Genomic DNA, 22,819 nt, shown 5'->3' on the forward strand with positions numbered 1-22,819 from the left:
AACACGTCGCCCTCGCCGGCCTTGATCGCGTGGAACGCCATCCGGGTGGTCTGCACCGACGAGGAGCAGTAGCGCGTGATCGTGGCGCCGGGCACGTCGTCCAGGCCCATGAGCACGTTGACGACGCGCGCCATGTTGTTGCCCGACTCGCCGCCCGGCAGACCGCACCCGAGGTAGTGGTCGTCGATCGTGGACGGGTCGAGCTCGGGCACCTTGGCGAGTGCCGCCCGGACGATCGTGGCGGTCAGGTCGTCGGGCCGGAGGTCCTTGAGCGACCCCTTGTTGGCGCGGCCGATGGGCGAGCGAGCAGCGGACACGATCACGGCTTCAGGCATGGGGCGAGCCTAGATGAGAACAGGTTCCACCGGTGCTGTGCCCTCGGTCACGCCGCTCCGCCAGGGGCTCAACAGGCCTCGGGCTCGGTCAGGGCGTGCAGGACGAGGGACAAGGACTCGGACAGGAAGCCGCGGCGCTCGGGCACCGGCTTCTGCAGGGCGGCGATGAGCAGTCCGTCGAAGGACGCCACCAGCGTCTCGGACCGGGACAGGCTGTGCAGCTTGCCGGCCTGGGAGACGATCCCGTCGACGACCGCGACCAGCCGGCCTCGCCAGGCGGCGAGCACCTCCGCGACCGCCGGGTTGCGGGGTGCCTCCAGGGACAGCTCCAGCTTGGCCAGCACCAGCTCGCGCTCCTCCAGCCACCGCTCGAAGAGGGCCAGGGTGTGGGCCACGGCCCGGTCCGTGTCGCCGTCGCACTCCCCGAGGTCGAGGGCGAGCCGGTCGACGTCGGCGGCCAGTGTGGCGGCGACGTGCTCGGCCACGGCCAGCAGCAGCAGCTGCTTGGTGCGCAGGTACGCCGAGCAGGTGCCCTCGGGGAGCCCGGCGCGCCGGTCCACGGCCCGATGGGTGAGGCCGCGCAGGCCCTCGTCGGCCACCACCCCCAGGGCGGCGTCGAGCAGCTCGCGACGGCGGCCGGTCGCGGCGGGGACGAGCGGGTTCTGCGTGCTGGTCATGTGACTCCGGACACTAACTGCCGCCGGGGGGAAGATCTCCGCTTGCCCGCGACATTCTACAGGTGTAGAACTGTTCTACAGACGTAGAAAGGAACCCCGTCATGAGCAACATGGCTCCCGACCTCAGTGGTCTCGACCCGTTCATCAACGCCTTCATCGCCCTTGCGGTCGTCGCCGCCATCGTCTCGCTGGCGGTCATCGGCCAGACGGTGTCCGCGTTCGTCGCCACCAACCACCGCGCCCGCGTGGCTCGCCGCGAGAGCATCCCGACGTACTACCGCCGGCTCGTCTCGGCGCACTGACGAGCGCGCGGCGCCGGCTCGGGAGGACACGCCTAGAGTCGACGCCGTGCGCCACGTCTACGAGTGCCCGATGCGCTGGGCCGACCTGGACATGCTGGGGCACGTCAACAACGTGACCTACGTCGACTACCTCCAGGAGGCCCGGGTCGACATGCTCCGGGCCCACGGGTCCCGGCCGCACGGGCACTCCGGCGCCGGAGGCCAGGACGACCTCGCCGAGGGCGTGGTGGTGGTCCGGCACGAGGTCACGTACCTGCGCCCCCTCCTCTTCACCTTCGAGCCGGTGATGATCGAGTGCTGGGTGACCGAGGTGCGGGCGGCCTCGTTCACCATCGCCTACGAGATCTTCCGGGAGTCGCGCAGCCGGCCGGGGGAGCGCAACGTCTTCGTCCGTGCCACGACCGTGCTGACGCCCTACGTCTTCACGACCGAGCGGCCCAGGAGGATCACGCCGGAGGAGCGCGCCCGGCTCGAGGAGTTCCTGGAGCCCGAGGAGGAGCGCCCCCGGCCGCCACGCCTGGAACCCGTGACGCCCTCGGAGCTCGGGCGCTACGCCGTCCACGTCCGGTTCAGCGACGTCGACGTCTACGGCCATGTCAACAACGTGAAGTACTTCGAGTACTTCCAGGAGGCGCGGCTGCTCTACCTCACGTCGCGGCTGTGGGCCGAGGTGCCCAGCGACGTGCCCCGGGCCAGCATCGTGGTCGCACAGACCGACGTCGACTACCGGCGACCGATCCTGTTCCGGCCCGAGCCGTACGACTGCTGGTCCCGCATCGAGCGGGTCGGGACCCGGTCGCTCACGCTGGTGTCCGAGATCCACGACGGCGAGACCGTGCTGGCCAGGGCTCGCGTCACCATCGTCTTCGTCGACCCCGAGTCGGGTCGCTCCACGGAGCCCCCCGAGGCGTACCGCGCCCCGCTGCTGGCGGCCCAGGCCGCCGCGCGCTGAGCCTGCCTGGGCGGGCGAGCAGGACCGAGAAGCCCGGCGGTAGCTCTCGGAACTCGCTACCGCCGGGCCGGAGCAGCGGTTTGGGGGGTTAAACCGCCATTCCACCTCGCCATGGTGACGAGGCCTCTGACCGGGGGTGTCGGGTCGCCCCGCGAGTGCGACCGTCGGGGACACCTGTCGCCTGAGGTGACGGTCGTTACATCCGAGGGGGAGAGATTTCTTCGGCTGTCTCCATGGTGTTCACCATGAACTGGGCCGCGTGGGTCACGTAGTCCCAGAACTGCGCGTCCTGCTCCGGCGTGAGCTCGACCTCGTCCAGCGCGGCCCGGAAGTGCCGCAGCCAGTGCTGGGCCGCGACCGGGGTGACGGCGAACGGGGCGTGCCGCATCCGCAGCCGCGGGTGCCCGCGGGTGTCGGAGTACGTCGTCGGGCCACCCCAGTACTGGATGAGGAAGAGCCGGAACCGGTCCTCGGCCGGGCCGAGGTCCTCCTCGGGGTAGAGCGGCCGCAGCACGGGGTCCGTGGCCACGCCCTCGTAGAACTTCGCGACGATGCGGCGGAACGTCTCCTCGCCGCCGATGTCGTCGTAGAACGTCACCGTTCCATTCTGCCGACGTGGGTCCGACTCCGAGAATCGGCGTGGAAGGATCGGGCCATGGCTACTACTCGCACCGCGTCCACCCACTGGGAAGGCAGCCTCTTCGAGGGCGCCGGCAAGGTCACCCTCGAGTCGTCCGGGCTCGGCACCTATGACGTGTCGTGGCCGGCCCGCGCCGAGGAGGCGGGCGGCAAGACCAGCCCCGAGGAGCTCATCGCCGCGGCCCACTCCGCCTGCTTCTCGATGGCGTTCTCCAACGGCCTGGCCAAGGCCGGTACGCCGCCCACCAGCCTGGACACCTCGGCCGAGGTGGACTTCGTGCCCGGCACCGGCATCACGCAGATCCGGCTGACGGTGCGGGGCGCCGTCGAGGGCATGAGCGAGGAGGACTTCGTCGCGGCGGCCGAGGCGGCCAAGGAGGGCTGCCCGGTCAGCCAGGCGCTCAAGGCCGTCGACATCACCCTCGACGCACGTCTGGCGTAGCCGCAGTCACTCGGCGGGCGCGGGCTGCTCCTCCTGCGTGACCTTCTCCTCCTTCCGCTGCCACACGACCCGCTGGGCGTAGGGGATCTCGATCCCCTCGTGGTCGAAGCGCGCCTTGACCCGCTGGCGCAGCTCCCGGGCCACGGCCCACTGCTCCATCGGCAGGGTCTTGACCATCACCCGGAGGGTGACCGAGGTGGCCGCGAGCATCTCCACACCCGTGACCTCCGGCTCCTCGATGATCAGCTCCCGCCAGTCGTCGTCGTCCCAGAGGTCGTGGGCGATCTCGGCGAGCACCCGCCTCACGCGGCCGAGGTCCTCGGTGTAGGCGACCGACACGTCCACCACGGCTCGCGACCAGTTCTGGCTCATGTTGCCGACCCGCAGGATCTCGCCGTTGGGCACGTACCAGACGGTGCCGTTGAGGTCGCGCAGCCGGGTGACCCGGAGGGTGACCGCCTCGACGGTCCCGGTGGCCTCGCCCACGTCGATCACGTCGCCGACGCCGTACTGGTCCTCGACGATCATGAAGACGCCGCTGAGGAAGTCCTTGACGAGCGACTGGGCCCCGAACCCGAGCGCGATGCCGATGATCCCGGCGCTGGCGATGATCGGCGCGATGTCGACGCCGATCTCGCTGAGCATCATCGTGCCGATGATGGCGACCAGGACCCCGGTGACGATGCTCTTGAAGAGGTCGCCGATCGTCTTGGACCGTTGCGCTCGCCGGGTGGACACGGCGATGTCACGGGCGTGCTGCACGGTGTCAGGGGGCGAGGCGCGTCCCCGGCGACCCAGGCGGCCCATGGTCTGCGGGAGCACGCCGAGCTCGGCGCGCCGGACCACCCGGTCGATCAGGCGGTGCAGCACCCAGCGGACGACCACCAGGAGCGCGAACAGGCCGACGAGCACCAGGGGCTTGCCGACCAGGAGGTCGGCGACGTTGGCGGCCTGGTCGCTGCCGGTCCAGTCCTGCACCTGCTGGCAGATCGCCTCGTCGGTCTCGCAGGGGGCGTTCATGTCGAACGGCATGCCGCCCAGGCTTGCATGCCCTGGTGAGCGATCCCAAGCCAGCCGATAGGCTCGCAGCTGTGATCTTCGCTGTCATCCCGTGGGACGTCCCGGTCGGTTGGAGCGAGCCCGAGGACGTGGACCTGGTCCAGGCGGTCCTCCTGCTCGGAGGTGTCCCGCTGCTGCTGTTCGTGGGCATCACCCTGGCTGTCTACGTCCCGTCGCTGGTGCGGGGCGAGCGGATCGCCCCAGGGGCACCGGCCGTGGAGAACCAGTGGCTCGGCGGGCCGCGGACGGCGGCGGGCGAGCTGTCCGGTCCGGGTGCCGAGCCGGCCGACCGCCACGACCCGGACTCCGGAGGCGCCAGTGGCCGCTGGTGACCCCTTCCGCAGTGCCGACCGGGTCGTCCTCGACGAGACGATCCGCAAGGCCGAGCAGCTCGCACGGGTGGAGTTCTCGGTCTTCGTCGGCAACGCCGAGGGCGAGCCGCGCCAGTTCGCCGCCGGCCTGCACGCCGCCCTGGTCGCGCCGGCCCGGAGCATCCTGATCATGGTCGACCCGACCCGCCGCCTGCTCGAGGTGGTGACCGGCAGCTACGTCCGCCGCACGCTCAGCGACAACGAGGTGGAGCTGGCCGTCGCCGCCATGCAGTCCGACTTCGCGGCCGGCGACCTCGTGGGCGGGCTGCGGCGCGGGATCCACATGCTCGCCGACCACGCCCGCGCGCCGCAGACGCTGCACGCCGGGCCTGGACTGAGTGACTGATGGGCGGCATGCTCTTCGCCATCGTCGGCGTGGTCCTCGTCGTCCTGATCGCGCTGGCCGTGTTGGCCTTCTTCCGCTCCATCGCCGACGAGCGCGCCCGTGCGGCCGAGGCCCGGGCCGCCAAGCTCGAGGCGCTCCTGGACGAGGTGAAGGAGGTGGCCTGGACCAACCGGGACATCGCCCCCGAGCTTTCGACCATCATCATCGACACGATCCGCTCGCGCGAGCAGGAAGCCCGCCGACGCGAGCTGCCCTGACCCCTCAACCCGGAGGCGCGGAACCACTAGCCTGCGGCCCATGGCCAACGAGACTGCCGGGCGCTCGGCCCGCGGCATCCTGATCTTCGTCATCCTCGCGCTGGTGGTGGGGCTGTTCTGCCTCATCTTCGTCAGGCCGTCCACGGCCTCGACCGGCCCCGACCAGGTCGCCCTGCACTACAAGGGCGGCGCGTTCACCTCGAAACGGTTCTCGGACTGCATCGCCCCGTCCAACCGGGTCTTCGACGGCCCCGGTGACGGCCACTTCGCCTACCCCGCGTCGCAGACCAACTTCGTCTTCGACGCAGGCGACGGGGACGGTGGCCCGATCACGTTCGTGACCAAGGACGGGATCGAGATGACCGTCGAGGGGGTCGCCAACTTCCTCCTGAACACCTCGTGCGAGCCGCTCACGATCGGTGACGTCCGCTATGAGGGCGGGGCCCTGCAGCGTTTCCACGAGCTCATCGGCAACCGCTACTCGGCGTACATGACCGAGGACGGGCTGCGCTCCGACGGCTGGCGGCAGGTGCTCAGCGTCTACATCGCGCGGCCGCTCGACACGGCGATCGACCGGGCCGGGCAGGCCTACACCTACACCGAGCTGTACACCGACCCGGCCAAGAAGGCCCTGTGGGAGCAGTCGGTGCTCGACCAGCTGCCCACGCTGATCAACCGCCAGACCGACGGGGACACCGAGTTCTTCCTCAACTTCGCGATCACGCTCCAGAAGCCGGAGCCGCCGCAGTCGATCAAGGACGAGCTGATCAAGCAGCAGGCCGCGGTCGCCGCGGCCAAGGCCGCCCAGGCCGAGGCCGAGGCCCGGGAGGCTGCCGCCCTCGCCCAGGTGGAGGTCGAGAAGGCCGAGGCGCTGAAGATCCAGGCCCGCGTCGACGTGCTCGGTCAGCTCGGGTTCCTGCAGCAGTACGCCATCGACAACGGGCTCAACCCGTTCCAGCCATCGACGAACAGCCTGATCAACCCCGGACAGTAGTCAACTCAACCTGAGCCTGCGAGCGAAGCGAGCGTTGCGAGCGGAGCGAGCACGGGGGTATTCAACTGGCGTCCTTGTTCTGGGCCCTGAGGGCGCGGGCGACGTCGTCGCGGTTCTCCCGGACGTAGCGCTTCGCGGCCGGGTTGGCCGGTGACTCCTCGAGCCACTGGTCGAGCCGGTCGAGCAGCTCCTGGCTGGCCAGGTGCTTGGGGAAGATGTACTCCAGCGCCGTCGAGGCGCGCTGGGTCCCCTTGTCCTCCCACATCGTGTCCGCGGCGGCGAGGTACTTCTCGACGTACGGCGCGAGCACCTCGTCCTGGCCGTAGGCGCTGAACGCGAGCACGATGCTGCGCTGGGTCTCGTTGGGCACGTCGTCGCGCACCATCGCCAGCTCCCAGGCCTCGGCCTTCGCCTCGGCGGTGGGGCGCAGGGCCCGGGCCGCGGCGGCGTGCTCCTGGCCGGAGATGGTGTTGTCGCGGGCCAGCTCGTCGTCGATCCGGTCGCCGTCGGCGCGGCCGTTCTTGGCCAGGGCCGACAGGAACGTCCAGCGCAGGTCGGCGTCGACGGCGAGGCCGTCGAGCTCCAGGGAGCCGTCGAGCAGTCCCTCGATGCGGGCCAGGGCCTGGTCGGTGTGGGCGGCCCCGGCGTACGCCCTGGCGAAGGAGAGCTGGTGGTCCCCACCCGGGTCCGCCGTGATCAGCAGCTCCCACAGGCCGGACTCCCATCGGGCCCGCAGCTCGTCACGGTGGGCCGGCGCCGAGTAGAGGCTGGCGGCCAGGGCGGCGTAGCCGGGAATCCGGCTCACCCCGAAGGCGTCGGTCTCCGAGGCGAGACCCGAGAGCACCAGGGTGACGAAGTCGGTCGCCGTCATCTCGGCGTCGCGGGTCATGTCCCAGGCGGCGCCCCAGCACAGGGCGCGGGCCAGCGAGTCGTCGATGGTCTCGATGCTGCTCGTCAGCGTCGCGAGCGAGCGCTCGTCGAGCCGGATCTTGGCGTAGGCGAGGTCCCCCTCGTTGAGCAGCAGCAGGTCGGGCTGCTTCTGGCCGACCAGCACACTGACGTCGGTGACGTCGCCCTCCACGTCGGTCTCGAGCGAGGTGCGCCGCACCAGCCGGCCGTCCACCTCGTCGTAGAGGCCGATGCCGAGCCGGTGCCGGCGGAGTGTCGGATGCTCGGGGGTCGCGCTCTGCAGCACGGCGAACGACGAGTAGGCACCGTCGGCGTCCAGCTCGAACTGCGGCGCCAGCGTGTTGACTCCCGAGGTCTGCAGCCACTCCTGGGCCCAGGACTCGAGCTCACGCCCGCTGGACTTCTCCAGCGCCATCAGCAGGTCCTTGAACTCGGAGTTGCCGAACGCGAAGTCCTGGAAGTAGCCCTGGATGCCCTCGAGGAAGTTCTCCAGGCCGACCCACGCGACCAGCTGCTTGAGCACCGAGGCGCCCTTGGCGTAGGTGATCCCGTCGAAGTTGACCTCGACGGCCTGCAGGTCGTAGTTGTCGGCCGCGATGGGATGGGTCGAGGGCAGCTGGTCCTGGCGGTAGGCCCAGTTCTTGCGGGCGTTGGTGAACCCGGTCCAGGCCTCGGTGAACTCGGTCGCCTCGACGGCGGCGTGGTAGCAGGCCCACTCGGCGAACGACTCGTTGAGCCAGAGGTCGTCCCACCACTTCATCGTCACGAGGTCGCCGAACCACATGTGCGCCATCTCGTGGAGGATCACCTCGGCGCGGAACTCGTAGAACGCCCGGTCCTGGCGGCTGCGGGGGAGGTACTCGTCGCGGAAGGTGACGCACCCGGCGTTCTCCATCGCGCCCATGTTGTACTCCGGCACGAACAGCTGGTCGTACTTGCCGAACGGGTAGGGGTAGCCGAAGGCCTCCTCGAAGAACCGGAACCCCTGCTCGGTGACCTTGATGAGCTCGTCGGCGTCGAGGTGCTCCACGAGCGACTGCCGGCAGTAGAGGCCCAGCGGGATGCTCTGGGTCTCGCCCTCGTAGGTGTACTGCACCTCGTGGTACTCGCCGGCGACGAGGGCGGTGATGTAGGTGGACATCGGCTTGGTCGGCTCGAAGTGCCACACCGCCGTGGACGGCCCGTCGTCGCCGGTCTCGACCGGCCGGGGCTGCGGGCTCGGGGCGTTGGAGACGACCTTCCAGTGCGCCGGCGCGGTGACGGTGAACGTGTAGGGCGCCTTGAGGTCCGGCTGCTCGAACGTCGTGTAGACGCGGCGGGCGTCCGGGACCTCGAACTGGGAGTAGAGGTAGACCCGGTCGTCCGCGGGGTCGACGAAGCGGTGCAGGCCCTCGCCGGTCCGGGAGTAGGTGCAGTCGGCGCGCACCACCAGCGTGTTGTCCGCGGCCAGTCCGGTCAGGGCGATCCGGTTGTCCTCGTAGGCGCCCACGTCGACGGGCCGGCCGTTGAGCGTGATCTCGTGCACGGTCGCGTCGACCAGGTCGGCGAACGTCTCGCTCCCGGGCTGGGTGCACGTGAACTCGATCGTGGTGGTGGACCCGAAGTGGGTGTCTCCGGTCGTCAGGTCCAGCTCGATCGCGTACGACGTGACGTCCAGGAGCGAGGCGCGGGTGGCGGCCTCGTCCCGGGTGAGGTTCGTTCCAGGCATGCGTGCCATCCTGCCACCCGTGGCGGCATCACGGCCCCTGGGTTCTGAGGGCTCCCTGCGAGAGGTCGTGGCCGTGTTCCTGCGCCTCGGCGTCGTCGCCTTCGGCGGGCCGGCGGCGCACACCGCGATGATGCGCGACGAGCTGGTGCGCCGCCGGGCCTGGGTCGACGACGAGCGGTTCCTGGACCTGGTCGGCGCGACGCAGCTCGTGCCCGGCCCCAACTCGACCGAGCTGGCCATCCACCTCGGCCACGACCGGTCCGGGTGGCGCGGACTGGTCGCCGCCGGCGTCTGCTTCATCCTCCCGGCGGCCCTGATCGTCGGCGTCCTGGCCTGGGCCTACGTCGAGCACGGGGACACCCCGGTGGTGGGCGACGTGTTCGCGGGCGTCGTGCCGGTCGTGCTCGCGATCATCGCCTGGTCGGTCGTCCCCCTGCTCAGGACCGCGGCCACGTCGTGGTGGCTGGCGCTGGTCGGCGTCGCCGCGCTCGCGGCGTACCTCCTGGGTGTCAACGAGCTCGTCGTGCTGTTCGGCGGTGCGCTCGTCGCCGTGGTGCCGTACCTCGTCGGGCGGGCGCGGTCGGGTGGCGCAGCGGCTCTCCTCCTGCCGCTGGTGCTCGCACCGTCCGGCGACGGGCGGCTGGGTGAGCTGTTCCTGACGATGCTCAAGATCGGCTCGGTGCTCTACGGCAGCGGCTACGTGCTCATCAGCTTCCTGGAGGGCGACTTCGTCGAACGCCTCGGCTGGCTCAGCCATCAGCAGCTCGTCGACGCGGTGGCGGTGGGTCAGGTCACGCCGGGCCCGGTGTTCACCACCGCGACCTTCGTCGGCTACCTCGTGGGGGGCTTCTGGGGCGCGGTGCTCGCCACCGTGGCGATCTTCCTGCCGTCCTTCGTGTTCGTCGGCCTGCTCACCAGGCTGGTGGGCTGGCTGAGGTCGCGCGGCTGGACCTCGGCCATGCTGACCGGGCTCAACGTCACCGCCCTCGCGCTGATCGTGGGCGTGTCCGTCGACCTGGGACGCGACAACCTGGACAGCTGGTGGGCGCCCGTCGTGATCGTGGTGACGCTGGTGATGCTGTGGCGGACCGGGCTCAACTCCGGCTGGTACGTCCTCGCCGGAGCAGCCGTCGGAATACTGGCAGGCCTCCCTGGGTAGTTGAAGGTATGACTAACGTCGACTTCTGGTTCGACCCGCTGTGCCCCTTCGCGTGGATCACGTCGCGCACGATGCTCGAGGCGGAGCAGGTGCGGGACATCGAGGTGACCTGGCGGATCATGAGCCTGGCCTACCTCAACGAGGACCGGGACGCCGGCCCGGACAGCTCGGCGGAGGACCGGGAGAAGGCCCGGGAGAAGTGGCAGCCGGTCCGGGTCTGCATGGCGGTCGAGCAGCAGTTCGGCCAGGAGAAGCTCGCCGAGCTCTACACCGCGCTCGGCACCCGCAAGCACACCGAGCGCCGCGAGCGGATCGACCGGGCGCTGGTCGAGGAGTCACTGGAGGCGATCGGGGTGCCGGTCGCACTGGCGGACGCCATGGACGACGAGTCCTTCGACGACGCGATCCGCAAGTCGCACCACGCGGGCATGGACCAGGTCGGCTACGAGGTGGGAACGCCGACGATCGCCATCGAGGGACAGGCGTTCTTCGGACCGGTGCTGACCCGGATCGCGCGTGGCGAGGACGCCGGCAGGATCTGGGACGGCGCGCTGGCGCTGTCGTCGTTCCCCTACTTCGCCGAGCTGAAGCGGACCCGCGAGAAGGAGCTCGACTTCTCCTGAGCCCACTTCCGGGATCGGGTGGCACGTGTGGCGAAAGTGACGCATGATGACATGCGATGAGCCAGTTCCCGGGGAGCGCCACGCCGAGCAGACGAGGTTTTCTGCTCGGGTCCGCCGCGTTGGGTGCGTCCGCCGCGGCCACGACGTACGCCGTACCGGCGACGGCGGCTGCGACGGCTGCCACTGACGCCAGCGCCGACCTGGTGCTGACCGGTGCCCGAGGACTGCGGAGCGGTCCGATCACGGGTCACCACTTCTCGATGGTGGGCGTGACCTGGCGCGGCGGACCGGCGACGGCCCGGCTCCGGGTCCGGACCCGGAGCCACGGTGAGTGGACCGGATGGCGGGCGCTGCGTCCCCTCCATGACGGACCCGACGGCGGCGGGGAGGGCCGGCCCGGTCTCCGCGCGACCGAGCCGCTGTGGACCGGCGACTGCGACGCGATCGACGTCCGCGGCGCCGACGGCATCGAGGCGGCGACGCTGTCGCTCATCGCGCCCGGTCGGGACCCGGTCCTCGTCGACCCCGCCGCCCGGTACGAACGCGTCGAACCAGGCGACCGGTCCGAGCGCAAGAAGAAGGCGCCCCAGCCGGACATCGTCCGGCGCCGGGCCTGGGGCGCGAACGAGAAGTGGCGCAACGGCGGGCCGTGGTTCAACCGCACCATCCAGCAGGTGCACGTCCACCACACCGTCAACAGCAACGACTACGCGCCCGAGGACGTCCCGGCGCTGCTGCGCGGGATCTACCGCTACCACACGAAGAGCCTCGGCTGGTCCGACGTCGGCTACAACTTCCTGGTCGACCGCTTCGGGGGGATCTGGCAGGGCCGGGCCGGAGGCTCGTCGCTGCCCGTCCTCGGCGCGCACACCCTCGGCTTCAACAGCACCTCCACCGGCATCGCGGTGATCGGCAACTTCGAGGAGGTCCGGCCCGAGCGAGCGGTCATCTCCTCGATCGTGCGGTTGGCCGCCTGGAAGCTCGACATGTACCGCCGCACACCGGCCGGTCTGGCCGGCGTCTACTCCCAGGGCAGCGACAAGTTCCCGTCGGGCCAGAAGGTCAGGCTCCCTGTCATCGACGGTCACCGCGACACCAACGACACCGCCTGCCCCGGCGCCCACCTGTACGCCGCCCTCCCGCGGATCAGGGAGCGGACCCAGAAGCGGGTCGACAAGTTCGGTCCGCAGCAGGGTTAGCCCGCGGCACCAGCCGCAGCGGCAGCGGCGACCGCGGCGGTCACAGCGGCGTGCGAGGCCTGGATCGCGGAACGGACCCCCGACGCGGCCCAGGCGCCCTCGGCGATCTCGGCGGCACGCCGTTTGACCTCGCGCCGGGACATGCCGTCGTGGTCGACGACCTTGTGGACCCGGTCGACGGCGGCCAGGACGGCGACCAGGGCCCCCGTGCGGGGGTCCGGGGTGGTGCCCTGCACCAGGACCGAGGTCAGCGTCCGCCGCACCTCGGCCTCGTGGTTGCTGTTCACGGCCGGCCAGCGGGTGCGCGGGAGCATCCCGAGCATGCGGGACTCCCGCCGCTCCAGGATGCCGCGGTCGGCCAGCCGGTCGCCCAGGGTCTGCACCAGCCCCTTGCCCAGCCGCTCGACCAGGCTCTGCGCCGGGCGCTCCTTCTCGGCGACGACGTCCAGCGCGTCGGCGAGGACCCGGTCCTCCGGCGCGGGCCCGGTCACCCGCACCTTGGGCGACCGGAAGCGGCTGGTCTGCTCGTCGACCGACACCGCGCCGAGGATCGCCAGCTCGGCGAGGACGGCGCCGCCGAGGGCAAGCCCGGCCGTGTCCGAGCCGGCGACCTTGCCCGACTCGTCGTCGAGGAGCAGGAGCAGGAGGTCCTCGGCGATGAGCGTCATCAGGCGTCCTCGACCTCGATGCGCGGGAAGAGGACGGCGCCCTTGGTCACCGGCGTCCCAGCGGGGAGCTGACCCCACCGGGGGACGTCGGCGATGCGCTGGTCCGACAGCGGCCCGATGACGGCGTCTGCCCCTAGGGACTCCCAGAGTGCTGCCGTGGCCTTCGGCATCACCGGTGCCAGCAGGACGCACAGGGCGCGCAGACCCTCAGCGGCGGTGGCCAGGATGGCGCCGGTGCGCACGAGATCGTGCTTGGCCACCTGCCACGGCTGCTGCTCGGCGAGGTAGCCGTTGAGGGACTCGACGATCTCCCAGACCGCGCTCACCGCCTCGTGCGGGGCGAGGGCCTCGATGGCGGCGTCGGCACGTGCCGTCGCGTCGGCCACGAGGTCGACCACCGCCGTCTCGGCGTCCGTGGGCTCGCCCGCGTCCGGCAGCCGCCCCTCGAAGTACTTGCCGATCATCGCGGCCGTGCGGGAGGCGAGGTTGCCGAGGCCGTTGGCCAGCTCGGAGGTGTAGCGGGCGTGGATGTCCTCCCACGAGATCGACCCGTCGCGTCCGAAGGTCAGGGCACGGGCGAAGTAGTAGCGGTAGGCATCGGACCCGAACACGTCGACGATCTCGGCGGGCCGGATGCCGTTGGCCTTCGACTTGCTCATCTTCTGCCCGCCCACGAGCAGCCACCCGTGCGCGAACACCCGGTGGCTCACCTCGATGCCCGACGCCATCTGCATGGCCGGCCAGATGACGGCGTGGAAACGCGCGATGTCCTTGCCGACGAGGTGCACGTCGGCCGGCCACAGCCGCTCGAAGCGATCCTGGTCGGTGCCGTAGCCGATCGCGGTGACGTAGTTGAGAAGGGCCTCGATCCACACGTACATGACGTGCGAGGGGTCCCAGGGGATCTGGATCCCCCAGTCGAACGTCGACCGCGAGATCGAGAGGTCGTTGAGGCCGCGCTTGACGAAGGCGATGATCTCGTTGCGCGACGACTCGGGTTGGATGAACTCCGGACGCTCCTCGTAGAGAGCCAGCAGCCGGTCCTGGTAGTCAGAGAGCCGGAAGAAGTAGTTCTCCTCGGTCACGTGCTCGAGCCGGCTGCCGTCGAGCGCCGAGACCTTGTGGCCGGTGTCCTCGCCCTCGCCGTCGAGCACGTCGTCCTCAGCGACGAACTCCTCGGCTCCGACGGAGTACCACCCCGAGAACGAGCCCTTGTAGACGGCGTCGTTCGCGTGCATCCGCTCCCAGAAGGCCTTGGCCCCGAGCAGGTGCCGCTCCTCCGTGGTGCGGATGAAGTCGTCGTTGGCGATGTCGAGGGTCTCGAGCAGCGGCTTCCACTCGGTGTCGATGAGCCGGTCGACCCACTCCTGCGGCTTGACGCCGTTCTCCTCCGCCTTGCGGAGCACCTTCTGGCCGTGCTCGTCGGTCCCGGTCAGGTACCAGACCTGCTCGCCGCGTTGCCGGTGCCAGCGGGTGAGGATGTCGCCCATCACGGTCGTGTACCCGTGGCCGATGTGGGGGGCGTCGTTGACGTAGTAGATCGGCGTCGTCAGGTAGAAGGCGTCCTCGGTTCCAGGCACGTCCCCATCCTAGGAACCCTGTCGACCGGGTTGCCCGGCGCGCTCGGAACCGGGCGTCCGGGCGGTGACGTGCTAGCGGCCCGCGAGCAGGCGGTCCCAGACGTCGTCGGAGACCACGCCCGTGGCCGGCAGGCCGGCCTGGCGCTGGAACTTCGCCACCGCCTTCGCGGTCTTCTTCGAGAACGCGCCGTCGACAGTGACGCGCTTGCCCAGGGCCGCGGTCAGCGCCCGCTGGACCCGGCGCACCGGGTCGCCCGTGGAGCCGACCTTGACGAGCGGGCTCGAGCCGCGGGCGAGCAGCGCCACCCAGGTCCGGCGGTCGAGCTTGCCGGTCGCCTTCAGGTCCAGCTTCTTCTGGGCCTTGGTGACCGCGGTGACGGTCTTCGCGTCGTACGTCCCGGTGATCGGGGCCGAGGTCCAGCCGTGCCGGCGCAGCAGGCACTGCGCGGCCTCGACGGCCGGGCCGCGCGACCCCTTCGTCCGCTTCGGGTAGGCGCGCAGGTCGACGTCGACACCCTTGCCGCGCACCTTGCACAGCGCCTTGGAGGGCGAGCCGACCGAGCCGGCGCCGACGTCGACCCAGTTCCTGTCGATCTCCAGGGTGTGGCCGCCGAAGCTCTGCGCGACGTCCAGGTCGTACTGGTGGATCCGTGCGTGGTCGTCCCACAGGCTGCTGTCGACCCGGTCGCCGTCGGCGGTGTCGGCCTTGCCGTTCTCCCAGGCGAACCAGATGTCGTCGGGCATCGCGTAGGAGCCGGACGAGGCGATGGACGCGTAGTCGAGCGAGGTGATCGCCGCGGCGACGTTGGAGTAGACGCCGGAGTCGTAGCCGGCCGCGTGCAGCGACTTCGTCCAACCGGAGAGGAACGACAGGGCCGCTCGGCGGCAGTCGTCCGGACCGATGTCGTAGTCCTCGAGGTCGTAGTAGAGCGTGCTGCCCCGGCCGATGCCGAGGTCCTGCGCCGTGGCGACGGCCTTGGCGGCCTCGGCCCGGCCCTGCTGCTCGGCGATGGGCAGGTCGGACGACATCCGATCGGCGTAGCCGGAGCAGCTGGCCTGCGGGCCGACCTGCAGGGGAAGGAGGTGCCATCCGGTCCGCTGCTGCTGCTTCACCCACGCGGCGTCGAGCTCCGGCTGGTCGCACAGCCGGTTGCTGCCGCCGATGTAGATGCCCACCGCGGCGTAGGGCGAGGCCTCCCACCAGGCGTCCATGACCTCCTGGGCAGGGGCGGTGCAGGCGTCGAAGCCGAAGCCGGTCAGTGAGCCGGGTGCGCCGGGCTTGCGCTCGCGGTCAGGTGCGGACGCGGACGCCGTCGCCGTGCCGCTGCCGAGGCAGACGAGCGCGGCGACGGTGACGACGAGGAGGCGGCGGACGGTGGTGGAGGCTCCCGAGAACACCCGGCCATGGTGCCTCACCGGCCGAAGGGTGACCTAACAGCCGTCCTCGGTGAAGACGCACATCCGCGGTGCCAGGGCGAGCGTCGCCTCGGTCAGGGTGTCCGCCGTGGGCTGGAGCGACGACTCGCTCATCTCGCCGCTGGCGGACACCACCAGGACCGCCGAGCCGACCCGGGTCACCTGGTAGACCCTGCCGTCGAGCCCTTCGTCGGCGACCATGCCGAAGGTGAAGGAGTCGTAACCCTCGGGTCCCTCGAGCGCCTTCGTGGTGTAGCCGTAGGACTCGCCCTCGATGCGCGGGCACGCCGTCACCGCCTCCCGCACCTGCGTGACCGACTCGGCCGGCTCGTCGGCGCTGATGAAGGTCGACAGCTCGCGGGTCTCGCGGTACTCGATCCCGGTCTCGCTCACCGCGAGGCGCTCGACGACCCCTGATGGCGCCCAGACGTCGGTTCCGCAGACGTCGACGACCGGCGCGGCCTCGACATCAGGACCGGGACCCTCGACGCCGCTCTCCGCGTTCTCGTCCAGTCCCTGGGCGAGCGGGAAGCCGGCCGGGATCGCAGCGGTGCCGTTCTCCACCGGAGTCGAGGACGAAGTCTCCGGGTCGGGGGTGCCCTGGTCCCCGGTCGAGCACGGGTCGGCAGAGAACACGCACATGGCGGCGCGCGTGGTGTCGGACCGGTCAACCATGTTCTGCGTGTTGATCTCGACCGCCTGGTCGCCGCCGGCGGCACCGTAGGAGGAGTCGACCAGGACGGCGTTGCCGGTCTGGGCGAACGCGGTGACGGTCAGCTGGCTGAGCAGGCCGTCGTCGGCGCGGACCTGCTGGGTGACGACCAGCGAGCCGTCGGTGCCGAGGTCGACGTCGACGTCGACCAGGGCGGACTCGAGGATGTCCTCGCCGTTGTCCATCGGCGACGTCGGGCACTCCTGGACCAGCTCGCGGACCTCGGCGAGGAAGCCCGCCGCCGCGGCGTCGTCGGCGAGCAGCACCAGGGTGCGCGAGGCGCGGTCCTCGCTCTCGCCGGTGTAGACGATGCCCGCGGTGTCGACCTGGCCGCTCGGGATCACACCGGTCTGGCACGCGCCGATGCCGTCGTACTGGGGGTCGTCGACGACCTCGGTGGGGGAGCCGTCCGAGCCGTTGGTCTCGGGGAAACCGTCGGCGAGGGGGAAGTCCTCGGGGATCTCGGTGAGCCAGGTCTGCGTCGGCGCCGGATCCTCGGTCTCCGTGGGCACGGGCGGTGCCGGGTCCACGGTGTCCTTGTCGTTGCCGGACGTCAGCGCCACCGGGACACCGATGAACACCACCGCTGCGACGACGCCACCCACGGTGGCGAGCGCCGTGTTGCGGCGGCGCATCCGGTCGCCGCGGCGGCGGACCTCGGAAGCGGGCAGGGCGTTCACGTGCAGTCCTTCGGGGAAGTTGTCGAGTGGCTCGAACGGGTCGTTCTCAGGCATGCGAGGCTCCCGGGTCGATGGGTCCGTCGGCGAGGAGGAGGGCGAGGGCGGCGCGGCCGCGGGAGAGCCGGGCCTTCACCGTGCCCTCGGGGGCGCCGGTCTCCCGGGCCACCTCGTGCACGGGCAGGTCGGCGATGTGGTGCAGCACCAGCGCCTGGCGCTGCGACTCCGGCAGCTGCTTGAGCGCCTCGACGAGAGCGACGTGCGTCTCGCTCGGGGCGGCGGACTCGGTGGCCGGGCCCAGGGCCCGGTCGGCCGGGCGACGTCCGCGCACCGTGCGCCTCCAGCGGCTGACCGCCAAGCGGTACGCCGTGGTCCGGACCCAGGCCTCGGGATGCTCGGCCTTGTCCAGCTTGCGGCGGTGCGCCCAGGCGCGGACGAACGCCTCCTGCACGCACTCCTGCGCCTCGTCCCGGTTCCCGATCATCGCGTAGACCTGAGCGGTCAGGCGCGAGAACGAGGCCGCGTAGAAGTCGTCGAACTCGCGTTCGTCCATCGACCCGTGTCCCGTCCCAACTGTTCAGTGCTGATGTGGTTGACACGGGGCATACGCCCCGGCCGGGTTCACGGTTGCACGGTCGAGCGGGATTTCTGGGAAGGGTCTAGGCCTTCGGTCTGCCGAGTCGGGCGAGCCGGTCCTGGGCGCGCATCGCGAGGGCGATGAAGGGGTCCCCGCCCATCACCACGCCGTCGGCCGGGACGAAGGTCAGCTGGGCCACGGCGGTCCCGTTGCGGATGATGCCCATCAGGTAGGTGACGGTGCGCTCGTCCGACACCTCCACGGTGAGCCGCCACACCGTCAGCTCTCGGCTGCCCTCGGTCATGTCCTCCACCTGGTCGACCTCGGTGGCGAGGTCGCGGTCCGGACAGGTCGTGAGCCGCTTCCGGACGTCGGCGACGAACGTCTCCGCCTGCTGTCTCGGGAGGGCTCCGACGGTCTGGGTGAGCCCGAACTCCGGAGGCAGGCCCGCGTCGGGGATGAGGAACGAGCGGGTCTCGCCGCGGCTGAAACCGTTCCCGGCGAAGTCCGACTCGTCGCAGCGGGTCGCGGCCAGGTTGGTGGTGGCGGCCTCCGGAGACGTGCCCACCCACGGCCTGGTCACCTTGGTGACGGGCGGCAGGTCGACCTCGCTCAGCAGCGCTGGCGACGAGCCGGCCGCCATCGGCGGCACCTGCTTGAGCCGCGGGACGTCGGCGCACTCCCCGCCGGCGGGCAGCCCGCACAGACCGTCGACCGCGCTGGTGAGCAGCGCCGCGCTCGGCTGTGCGTCGGGATCGCGAGCCCCCGGCCGGGTGACCGAGGTCGTGGTGGTGACGGCTCCGGTCCGGGCGACGCCCACCACCTGCGCCTTGGTGGGGTCGTTCCAGTCGCGCAGGGTGAACAGCATCGCCTCGTCACCGACGCCCTGCACCTTGTGCGTCGACAGCAGCTGCATCCGCGGAGCGAGGCAGGCGGCGTACCAGCCGGTCGTGGTGCGGTACGTCGTCCGTCCGGCCTCCTCGTCCGCGGAGACCTCCACCGACTGGCCGGCCGTGCTCGCGTCGTCCGGCGTCGCGGGCTTGAAGGTGCGGACCAGTGCGGCGAGGCCGGCGGGGTCGGCGTACCGCCCGCCCTGGCAGGTGAACACCAAGCCGTCGCCCTCGGTGTTCCCCGAGGTCTTCCCCTGTGTCCACGCGCCGGTCAGCGCGGTGCCGACGAGGTCGGGGCTGAGGAGTGCCTCCGGGGTCAGCTGCTGGACGTCCGGTGGCGGCCGGGTGCTCGTCGGCGGGCTCGGCGTGACGCCCTCGAGCACGCCCTTGGCGTCCAGGCTCGGCCGGACGCCCGCGGCGTCGGTGACGACGGACCCGGAGACGACCACGGCGGCGACGGCGACGGCTGCACCGAAGGTGGTGTGCGAGCGGCGCCGGGCGGAGCCGGCGCGGGTGATGATCGACGGTCGCGGCCAGCGCACCTCGTCGATCTGGGTGCGCAGCACCTCGAGCACCGGCCGGATGCCGGCCGACTCCACGTCGCGGTTGACCGCGAACAGCGCGGTGGCGGTCTGCAGCTCGCGTTCGGCGGCGACCCGGGAGATCCCGACCTCCCTGGAGATCCCCTCCAGCGGCAGGGCGGTCAGGTGGCTCAGGAGGAGCACCCGGCGCTGCGTCACGGGGAGCTTGGCCAGGGCGTCCAGGGTGGCGGCGACCTCCGGGTCGAGGCCCTTCATCCGGCTCCACCAGCGCGCCTGGCTCCGCCGCAGCGCCCGCTTCCACGCGAGGGGCCGGACGTAGTCCTCCCGGTCCTCGAGCCGCGAGACCTTCCGCCAGTGGTGCCAGGCGACGACCATCGCGTCGCGGACCGCCTTCTGCGAGGCCTGAAGATCGCCGGTCAGCGCGTAGGTCTGCACCAGGAGGCCGGAGCGGACGTCCTTGTAGAACGTCTCGAAGCTGTCCTGGTCGGTCTTGCGCATCGCCGGTCCACGTTAGAGGAGGGCGAGAAACCTGCCCAATGTGGCCATGGGTCGGCGTGGCAGCGGCGGAGCGCGGCGGCGCCCGGCGACCATGAGGAACCATGACCGCGCTGCTGCCCGACCGGGAGACCCGGCGATCCGCCGCGGAGGTCAGCCACGACCTCCGCCACCGGCGTCCGCTCGTCCTCCTCGCGGGTCTCGCGGGAGTCCTCGCCGCGGGCGGCACGCTCGTGGTGTGCCTGGCGGTCGGGGTGGCGGGCTGGTTCCTGACCGACGCCGGCGCCCACGGCGCGCCTCGGGACGGGCTGCAGACCGGAGCGCTGGCCTGGCTCATGGCCCACGGCTCGGGCGTGCGCGTCGACGGGGTCCTGGTCACGGTCGTGCCGCTCGGCATCACGCTGGTCTGTGCCTGGGCGACCTGGCGGACCGCCCACCGGTTGGGCGACTCCGTGTCCGGGCACGGGCCGGACGCCGACCGGATCGCCGACGGTGAGCGCGACTGGACCGTGCTGGTGGCGGGCCTGGTGTTCACGGCCGGGTACGTCGGCACCGCGGTCCTCGCCGGGACCCTGGCCTCGACGCCCTCGACGGGACCCGACCTGCTCCGGGTCGTGCTCTGGGCGGTCGTGCTGTGCGTCCTGTGCGGTGTCCCGGCCATCGCCGCGGGCTCGGGACGTGCCTCGGTCTGGGGAGCCGGGCTCCCGCCGTCCGTGGTCGCGACGGCCGCCACGTGCCGCTCGGTGCTGACCACCTGGGCGTGGGTGTGCCTCGCATTCTTCCTCGGCGCCCTCGTGCTCGACTTCGGCACCGCCCTCAACCTGGTCTCCCAGCTCGGCACCGACGGCGCGGGGACCGCGCTCCTCGTGCTCGTGTCGCTGGTGCTGGCGCCCAACGCGACGCTGTTCTCCGGGTCCTACCTGCTCGGTCCGGGGTTCACCGTCGGCGTCCGGACGATCGTCTCGCCCGCCGAGGTCACCGTCGGCGCGCTGCCCGTCTTCCCGATGCTCGCGGCCCTGCCGGACAGCGGCCCCACGCCCGGCTGGACCCCCTGGCTCGTCGGGCTGCCCCCGGTCGTGGCGGCGCTCGGCGTCGCCCGCGCCCAGCGCAGGCGTCCGACGCTCCGCTACGAGGAGGGCGCGCTGCACGGCTGTGGCGGGGGGATGCTCGCCGGTGCGGCGTTCGGCGTCCTGGTCTCGCTGGCCGGTGGCGCGGTCGGACCGGGTCGGATGACCGACGTCGGCCCGCTCGTCGGGTCGACGATGGTGCACGCGATCACGGCGTTCGGGATCGGTGGGCTCATCGGCGGGCTGGCGATGACCTGGTGGCAGCGGCGGTCGTCGGTCGCGGCTGCATAGACTCCACGGCGTGCCCGCGCGCCTGGTGGTTCTCGTCTCCGGGGCCGGAACCAACCTCCAGGCCCTGCTGGACGCGACCGCGGACGAGGCCTACGGCGCCACCGTGGTCGCCGTCGGTGCCGATCGGGACGGGATCGAGGGGCTCGCCCGCGCCGAGAGGGCCGGCGTCCCGACGTTCGTGCACCGGGTCAAGGACCACCCCGACCGCGCGGCCTGGGACCTGGCGCTGGCGGACTCGGTCGCCGAGCACGAGCCCGACCTGGTGATCTCGGCCGGCTTCATGAAGCTGGTCGGGCCCGACTTCCTGGCCCGCTTCGAGGGCCGGTTCCTGAACACGCACCCGGCGCTCAGCCCCAGCTTTCCCGGCATGCACGGCCCTGCCGACGCCCTGGCGTACGGCGTCAAGGTCACCGGGTGCACGCTGTTCGTCGTCGACGACGGCGTCGACACCGGTCCGATCGTGGCGCAGGCCGCGGTCGAGGTGCGCGACGACGACGACGTCGACACGCTGCACGAGCGGATCAAGGTCGCCGAGCGGGCGTTGCTCGTCGACACCGTCGGACGGATCGCCCGCGAGGGCTTCACCATCGAGGACAGAAGGGTCCGAATCGGACATGAGTGACCAGATCCCGATCAAGCGAGCGCTCGTCTCGGTCTACGACAAGTCGGGGCTCGAGGACCTGGTCCGGGGCCTGCACGACGCAGGGGTCGCCCTGGTCTCGACGGGTGGCTCGGCGGCCCTGATCGAGGGCCTCGGCATCCCCGTCACCAAGGTCGAGGACCTGACCGGCTTCCCGGAGTGCCTCGACGGCCGGGTGAAGACGCTGCACCCGAAGGTGCACGCCGGGATCCTGGCCGACCGTCGTCTCGACTCGCACGTGCGGCAGCTGGCCGACCTCGGCGTCGAGCCCTTCGACCTGGTGGTGTCCAACCTCTACCCCTTCACGCAGACCGTCGTCTCGGGGGCCACGCCCGACGAGTGCGTGGAGCAGATCGACATCGGCGGCCCGTCGATGGTCCGGGCGGCCGCCAAGAACCACCCGTCGGTCGCGATCGTCACCTCCCCCGAGCGGTACGCCGACGTCCTCGCGGCCACCGCGGCGGGCGGGTTCACGCTGGCCCAGCGCCAGGCCCTCGCGGCCGAGGCGTTCGTGCACACGGCGACGTACGACGTCGCCGTCGCGTCGTGGATGGGCAACGTCCTCACCGACACGTCGGACGGGACCGGCTTCCCGGCCTGGGTCGGCGCCACCTGGGACAAGGCGGCGACGCTGCGGTACGGCGAGAACCCGCACCAGCCGGCCGCGCTCTACCGGCAGGGCTTCGGTGCGCCCGCCCTGGCCCAGGCCGAGCAGCTGCACGGCAAGGAGATGTCCTACAACAACTACGTCGACGCCGACGCGGCCCGGCGGGCGGCCTACGACTTCGACGAGCCCGCCGTCGCGATCATCAAGCACGCCAACCCGTGCGGGATCGCGGTCGGCGCGGACGTCGCCGAGGCACACCGCAGGGCGCACGAGTGCGACCCGGTGTCGGCGTTCGGCGGCGTGATCGCGACCAACGTGCCGGTCTCGGTGGCGATGGCCGAGCAGGTCGCCGAGGTGTTCACCGAGGTGGTCGTCGCTCCGGCGTACGACGACGGAGCCGTCGAGGTCCTGGCCGCGAAGAAGAACATCCGGCTGCTCGTCTGTGCCCCGGACCGCCGCGGCGGTGCCGAGACCCGGCCGATCTCCGGCGGGCTGCTCATGCAGCACCGCGACGGGATCGACGCGCCGGGCGACGACCCGACGACGTGGACGCTCGCCACCGGCGAGCCCGCGTCGCCGGAGGTGCTGGCCGACCTGGCGTTCGCCTGGAAGGCCTGCCGGGCGGCCAAGTCCAACGCGATCCTCCTCGCCAAGGACGGCGCCTCGGTCGGCATCGGCATGGGGC

At 71.4% G+C, this 22,819-nt stretch carries 23 protein-coding genes and 1 pseudogene; 13 read left to right on the plus strand and 11 right to left on the minus strand.

What is annotated here, in order from left to right:
• Positions 1-335 (minus strand): annotated as a pseudogene (locus tag JHD21_RS09785) (acetyl-CoA C-acyltransferase); the annotation flags it as partial.
• 68 nt (positions 336-403) lie between these two features.
• Positions 404-1,012 (minus strand): TetR/AcrR family transcriptional regulator, encoded by a 609-nt coding sequence (locus JHD21_RS09790; RefSeq protein ID WP_292674123.1) that lies wholly within the window; start codon positions 1,010-1,012, stop codon positions 404-406.
• 101 nt (positions 1,013-1,113) lie between these two features.
• On the opposite strand from JHD21_RS09790, the gene JHD21_RS09795 reads away from it, so the two are divergent.
• Positions 1,114-1,314 carry a hypothetical protein gene (locus JHD21_RS09795; protein WP_292674126.1) on the plus strand — a complete coding sequence of 67 codons (201 nt, stop codon included), beginning with the start codon at positions 1,114-1,116 and terminating at the stop codon, positions 1,312-1,314.
• 46 nt (positions 1,315-1,360) lie between these two features.
• A complete protein-coding gene (locus JHD21_RS09800; RefSeq protein WP_292674129.1) occupies positions 1,361-2,266 on the plus strand; it encodes a thioesterase family protein in 906 nt (301 codons plus the stop codon).
• Positions 2,267-2,462: 196 nt separating this feature from the next.
• Here the strand turns inward: JHD21_RS09800 and JHD21_RS09805 are convergent, their stop codons facing one another.
• Entirely contained in the window at positions 2,463-2,864 is a 402-nt protein-coding gene (locus tag JHD21_RS09805) for a globin (protein ID WP_292674132.1), read from the minus strand.
• Between the two features lie 57 nt (positions 2,865-2,921).
• On the opposite strand from JHD21_RS09805, the gene JHD21_RS09810 reads away from it, so the two are divergent.
• Positions 2,922-3,347 carry an OsmC family protein gene (locus tag JHD21_RS09810; RefSeq protein WP_292674135.1) on the plus strand — a complete coding sequence of 142 codons (426 nt, stop codon included), beginning with the start codon at positions 2,922-2,924 and terminating at the stop codon, positions 3,345-3,347.
• A 6-nt stretch (positions 3,348-3,353) separates the two neighbouring features.
• Here the strand turns inward: JHD21_RS09810 and JHD21_RS09815 are convergent, their stop codons facing one another.
• The gene (locus tag JHD21_RS09815; RefSeq protein WP_292674138.1) at positions 3,354-4,379 is read right to left on the minus strand and encodes a mechanosensitive ion channel family protein; all 1,026 of its coding nucleotides are present in this window, start codon (positions 4,377-4,379) and stop codon (positions 3,354-3,356) included.
• 59 nt (positions 4,380-4,438) lie between these two features.
• Here JHD21_RS09815 and JHD21_RS09820 point away from each other — a divergent pair, with 59 nt between their 5' ends.
• From JHD21_RS09820 to JHD21_RS09835, 4 genes are read left to right on the plus strand one after another with little or no spacing between them, the layout of a single operon-like run.
• On the plus strand, positions 4,439-4,738 hold the full coding sequence (locus JHD21_RS09820) for a hypothetical protein (protein WP_292674141.1): 300 nt from the start codon (positions 4,439-4,441) through the stop codon (positions 4,736-4,738).
• The gene (locus JHD21_RS09825; protein WP_292674144.1) at positions 4,725-5,123 is read left to right on the plus strand and encodes a DUF5130 family protein; all 399 of its coding nucleotides are present in this window, start codon (positions 4,725-4,727) and stop codon (positions 5,121-5,123) included. Before JHD21_RS09820 ends, JHD21_RS09825 begins: the two co-directional genes overlap by 14 nt.
• Complete coding sequence (locus JHD21_RS09830) at positions 5,123-5,380, plus strand: hypothetical protein (RefSeq protein WP_292674146.1); 258 nt, start codon at positions 5,123-5,125, stop codon at positions 5,378-5,380. Before JHD21_RS09825 ends, JHD21_RS09830 begins: the two co-directional genes overlap by 1 nt.
• 40 nt (positions 5,381-5,420) lie before the next feature.
• Complete coding sequence (locus JHD21_RS09835) at positions 5,421-6,374, plus strand: SPFH domain-containing protein (protein WP_292674148.1); 954 nt, start codon at positions 5,421-5,423, stop codon at positions 6,372-6,374.
• 61 nt (positions 6,375-6,435) lie between these two features.
• Here JHD21_RS09835 and pepN read toward each other — a convergent pair whose 3' ends face one another.
• Entirely contained in the window at positions 6,436-8,991 is a 2,556-nt protein-coding gene (gene pepN / locus JHD21_RS09840; protein WP_292674150.1) for an aminopeptidase N, read from the minus strand.
• A 73-nt stretch (positions 8,992-9,064) separates the two neighbouring features.
• Between pepN and chrA the strand changes: the two genes are divergently transcribed.
• The 3 genes from chrA to JHD21_RS09855 are packed head-to-tail and all read left to right on the plus strand — an operon-like array spanning position 9,065 to position 11,972.
• Complete coding sequence (chrA, locus tag JHD21_RS09845) at positions 9,065-10,150, plus strand: chromate efflux transporter (protein ID WP_292674153.1); 1,086 nt, start codon at positions 9,065-9,067, stop codon at positions 10,148-10,150.
• 8 nt (positions 10,151-10,158) lie between these two features.
• Positions 10,159-10,773, plus strand: coding sequence for a DsbA family protein (locus tag JHD21_RS09850; protein WP_292674155.1), 615 nt, complete (start codon positions 10,159-10,161; stop codon positions 10,771-10,773).
• A 56-nt stretch (positions 10,774-10,829) separates the two neighbouring features.
• Positions 10,830-11,972, plus strand: coding sequence for an N-acetylmuramoyl-L-alanine amidase (locus JHD21_RS09855; RefSeq protein ID WP_292674157.1), 1,143 nt, complete (start codon positions 10,830-10,832; stop codon positions 11,970-11,972).
• Here the strand turns inward: JHD21_RS09855 and JHD21_RS09860 are convergent.
• From JHD21_RS09860 to JHD21_RS09885, 6 genes are all read right to left on the minus strand, one after another.
• Positions 11,969-12,640: a GPP34 family phosphoprotein gene (locus JHD21_RS09860; protein ID WP_292674160.1), complete on the minus strand. Its 672-nt coding sequence runs from the start codon at positions 12,638-12,640 to the stop codon at positions 11,969-11,971. The genes JHD21_RS09855 and JHD21_RS09860 overlap by 4 nt on opposite strands.
• Positions 12,640-14,220 (minus strand): methionine--tRNA ligase, encoded by a 1,581-nt coding sequence (metG, locus tag JHD21_RS09865; RefSeq protein WP_292674163.1) that lies wholly within the window; start codon positions 14,218-14,220, stop codon positions 12,640-12,642. The genes JHD21_RS09860 and metG overlap by 1 nt, the downstream gene beginning before the upstream one ends.
• A 72-nt stretch (positions 14,221-14,292) precedes the next feature.
• Positions 14,293-15,636: a glycoside hydrolase domain-containing protein gene (locus JHD21_RS09870; protein ID WP_292674165.1), complete on the minus strand. Its 1,344-nt coding sequence runs from the start codon at positions 15,634-15,636 to the stop codon at positions 14,293-14,295.
• A 15-nt stretch (positions 15,637-15,651) separates the two neighbouring features.
• Entirely contained in the window at positions 15,652-17,082 is a 1,431-nt protein-coding gene (locus JHD21_RS09875; protein WP_292674168.1) for a hypothetical protein, read from the minus strand.
• Complete coding sequence (locus JHD21_RS09880) at positions 17,075-17,578, minus strand: SigE family RNA polymerase sigma factor (RefSeq protein ID WP_292674171.1); 504 nt, start codon at positions 17,576-17,578, stop codon at positions 17,075-17,077. Before JHD21_RS09880 ends, JHD21_RS09875 begins: the two co-directional genes overlap by 8 nt.
• 106 nt (positions 17,579-17,684) lie before the next feature.
• Entirely contained in the window at positions 17,685-19,532 is a 1,848-nt protein-coding gene (locus tag JHD21_RS09885; protein WP_292674173.1) for a sigma factor-like helix-turn-helix DNA-binding protein, read from the minus strand.
• A 101-nt stretch (positions 19,533-19,633) separates the two neighbouring features.
• On the opposite strand from JHD21_RS09885, the gene JHD21_RS09890 reads away from it, so the two are divergent.
• From JHD21_RS09890 to purH, 3 genes are all read left to right on the plus strand, one after another.
• Positions 19,634-20,887 carry a DUF6350 family protein gene (locus tag JHD21_RS09890; protein ID WP_292674174.1) on the plus strand — a complete coding sequence of 418 codons (1,254 nt, stop codon included), beginning with the start codon at positions 19,634-19,636 and terminating at the stop codon, positions 20,885-20,887.
• Between the two features lie 10 nt (positions 20,888-20,897).
• Entirely contained in the window at positions 20,898-21,509 is a 612-nt protein-coding gene (gene purN, locus JHD21_RS09895) for a phosphoribosylglycinamide formyltransferase (RefSeq protein ID WP_292674176.1), read from the plus strand.
• On the plus strand, positions 21,502-22,819 hold a 1,318-nt coding region (gene purH, locus JHD21_RS09900; protein WP_292674178.1), incomplete at its 3' end, for a bifunctional phosphoribosylaminoimidazolecarboxamide formyltransferase/IMP cyclohydrolase. The genes purN and purH, both read left to right, overlap by 8 nt.

It is taken from the genome of Nocardioides sp., from assembly GCF_016462705.1.
Taxonomy (GTDB): Bacteria; Actinomycetota; Actinomycetes; order Propionibacteriales; family Nocardioidaceae; genus Nocardioides.

Coding starts and splice junctions, on each gene's coding strand:
- JHD21_RS09860 (WP_292674160.1), bottom strand. CDS start 12,640: ATGACGCTCATCGCCGAGGACCTCCTGCTCCTGCTCCTCGACGACGAG.
- JHD21_RS09850 (WP_292674155.1), top strand. CDS start 10,159: ATGACTAACGTCGACTTCTGGTTCGACCCGCTGTGCCCCTTCGCGTGG.
- JHD21_RS09875 (WP_292674168.1), bottom strand. CDS start 17,082: ATGCCTGAGAACGACCCGTTCGAGCCACTCGACAACTTCCCCGAAGGA.
- JHD21_RS09830 (WP_292674146.1), top strand. CDS start 5,123: ATGGGCGGCATGCTCTTCGCCATCGTCGGCGTGGTCCTCGTCGTCCTG.
- pepN (WP_292674150.1), bottom strand. CDS start 8,991: ATGCCTGGAACGAACCTCACCCGGGACGAGGCCGCCACCCGCGCCTCG.
- JHD21_RS09795 (WP_292674126.1), top strand. CDS start 1,114: ATGAGCAACATGGCTCCCGACCTCAGTGGTCTCGACCCGTTCATCAAC.
- JHD21_RS09790 (WP_292674123.1), bottom strand. CDS start 1,012: ATGACCAGCACGCAGAACCCGCTCGTCCCCGCCGCGACCGGCCGCCGT.
- JHD21_RS09855 (WP_292674157.1), top strand. CDS start 10,830: ATGAGCCAGTTCCCGGGGAGCGCCACGCCGAGCAGACGAGGTTTTCTG.
- JHD21_RS09890 (WP_292674174.1), top strand. CDS start 19,634: ATGACCGCGCTGCTGCCCGACCGGGAGACCCGGCGATCCGCCGCGGAG.
- JHD21_RS09815 (WP_292674138.1), bottom strand. CDS start 4,379: ATGCCGTTCGACATGAACGCCCCCTGCGAGACCGACGAGGCGATCTGC.
- JHD21_RS09885 (WP_292674173.1), bottom strand. CDS start 19,532: ATGCGCAAGACCGACCAGGACAGCTTCGAGACGTTCTACAAGGACGTC.
- JHD21_RS09835 (WP_292674148.1), top strand. CDS start 5,421: ATGGCCAACGAGACTGCCGGGCGCTCGGCCCGCGGCATCCTGATCTTC.
- JHD21_RS09880 (WP_292674171.1), bottom strand. CDS start 17,578: ATGGACGAACGCGAGTTCGACGACTTCTACGCGGCCTCGTTCTCGCGC.
- JHD21_RS09810 (WP_292674135.1), top strand. CDS start 2,922: ATGGCTACTACTCGCACCGCGTCCACCCACTGGGAAGGCAGCCTCTTC.